Origin of the sequence: Acidithiobacillus sp., assembly GCF_027322205.1 — a bacterium.
In the GTDB taxonomy this organism is placed as follows: Bacteria; Pseudomonadota; Gammaproteobacteria; order Acidithiobacillales; family Acidithiobacillaceae; genus Acidithiobacillus.
In genome coordinates this window covers 1-2,387 of the sequence record NZ_DAHVHY010000136.1, presented here as the reverse complement: position 1 = coordinate 2,387, position 2,387 = coordinate 1, and the positions used below count along the sequence as shown (strand labels likewise).

At 53.9% G+C, this 2,387-nt stretch carries 2 protein-coding genes; one reads left to right on the top strand and one right to left on the bottom strand.

The window, feature by feature from the left end; all coding sequences use genetic code 11:
* Window positions 1–846 (bottom strand): heavy metal translocating P-type ATPase (locus M7F93_RS11760; RefSeq protein WP_298173764.1); only part of this gene is annotated, 846 nt, incomplete at its 3' end.
* 860 nt (window positions 847–1,706) lie between these two features.
* Here M7F93_RS11760 and M7F93_RS11755 point away from each other — a divergent pair.
* Window positions 1,707–2,387 (top strand): TolC family protein (locus M7F93_RS11755; RefSeq protein WP_298173767.1); only part of this gene is annotated, 681 nt, incomplete at its 3' end.

The window sequence follows — 2,387 nt, the reverse complement described above, 5'->3', positions numbered from 1 at the left end:
GGCTGCGATAACGACTGCGGCTGAATCGAAATACACATGTCGTGCATCGAGCGGAAACCACGCGGGTGCTACTAACACCAATGCGCTGTAAGCCCACGCGGCACCCGTGCCGGTGGCCACCAGGGAATTCATGTCTGGCGACAGGTGACGGTAGGCGATCAGTCCTGGCCTAAAAAACCGCCTACCGGGACCGAACAACACGATACTGGCAAGCACAAACTGCACCCACTCCCAGAAATGTGCAAAAGGGCTGGTGATCATTAGGGCGCGGTCAAAAGCGGGAAAGAAGGAGGCACCCATGGACAACACCAGAATCGCCATAGCCAGCACTGCAGCGACGATGACATCACGGCCCATGGCGCGCAAACTCGCACGGCGCTGGTCTGTCTCATTGCCATCCTGTCCCTCGTCTTCTTGAACAGGATGCGCGGCGTAACCCGCCGCGCTTACAATGCTGGCCAACTCGTTCGTACTGATCATGGCTGGAATGTAGCGTACATGCGCACGCTCGGTAGCCAGATTCACCACAGCCTCCAGCACGGCAGATTGCTTTCTGAGTGCGCGCTCTACGCGACCCACACAGGAAGCGCAGGTCATGCCCTCCACCACAAGATCAATCTCATCGGTCACCGGTGTGTAGCCGGTCTCGCGGATCGCTCCGGCAATGCGGGCGGCATCGAGTTGCTGTGGGTCGAAAAATACTTCGGCGCGCTCGGTCGCCAGGTTTACACTGGCCGAGGTGACTCCGGGCAGCTTTCCCAATGCCCGCTCCACCCTAGCGCTACAAGAGGCGCAGGTCATCCCGTCTATGCCAATCTCAAGCTGTCCACGAGTTTTTTCATCCATAAACATGCCCCCTCACGGTGATATCCGTTATGTCCAGTGGATTACCTCTCACAGACGATTCCTGTAAAAGCCTGCTACCACCCCCATCAGTCCATGATAAACATTAAGGCCCACTGCAAGGTCAAGCGTGGTTTTTGTGTTAGGACTGCACGTTCTGTCACAGACTCACCGATACAGCCCTGAAAACGTCTTCGCCGTGGAACGAAGATGAGGTTAGTTTGACCATTTTTGCATAGCGAATACCAACACCCTCCATGCGCTCTGTTTTACATTTTTCAAAAATGTTGTCAGAGTAATTACTCTGATTGAGATCTTCTGGTCGAATTATGTTAAAGCTTCGCCGCTACTTTCGTTCGCTGGCAATGTTGTCCTTGTTCCTTATTGGAACCTGGATGAGCAATGCTGCGGTGGCGATGCCACAGGACATATCCTGTGTTGAAATGCACGGGATGTCCATGATGGGGATGTCCATGGCGAACATGCCCTGTTGCCGGGATAACCCCGGCATGGACATGCGGATGATGGATCCCCATTCCGAAGCAATGAGTAGTCAGTGTATGGCCATCTGTGCACAGACGCATGCGCCTGGCGGATTGCGCTTTTCTGGAATTTCTGTCCCGACTCCCGTGTGGATTGGATCCGTGACATGGACCCACTCTCAGTTCGTTGCGAAGGATCATCCCGGTCTTTTTTCCCCTGAACCCTCTTACCATCCACCTCCGCTGCTTCACATACGATTGACCATTTAAGTTCTCCTCAGCAAGTAGGCACTCCTTTTTTCAAAGGAGAAATGTCATTGATTTGCTATGGAGATTTTCATGGATGCCAATCTATTGGAACGATTATCAGCCAAGAACAGCATGCGGCTTTTGGCCGGGATGTTACTTTGCTTTTCAACGGCCGCAGCATGCGCTGATCCGTTAAGTTTGAAGGACGCGCAAGCCATTGCCTTGCGTCAAAACCCGGGGCTCGGCGCGCTGACCCAGAAAATAGTAGAATTAAAACATCAGGCCGTATCCGTAGCCCAGTTGCCTGATCCGCATTTGTCTCTGGGTGCTGAAGATTTACCCCTCAACAATTTCTCCATGAATCAGCAGCAGATGAGTATGCTGAGTGTGGGGCTGAGTCAGACTTTTCCCTCCTTCGGTAAACTGGGGCTGGAAGGTCGACAAACGCGCGTGGAAGCTGCAGCAGCTACGGACACCCTGCAAGGCCAGTCCGCCGAATTAGTGTTGTTGTTACGCCGCGCCTGGCTGCAAGCGCTCTATACCGACAAAGCCATAATGACGGTCCGGCATCAGGAACAGTTGCAAGCCGAGAGCGTGCAGGCCGCACTGGCGCTCTACCGATCTGCACGGGGATCGGAGGCCAATGTACTCCGGACCCAACTGGCACGAGACGATCTTGCGAATGACATCAGCAAATTACAAGCCGAACGAACGCGCTATCTTGCACAAATTGCCCAGATCCTGAATCTATCGCAGCCACCTTCCATACAAAACCGATGGCCGCATCTCCCGTCGCCCAAAACCTTGCGAACC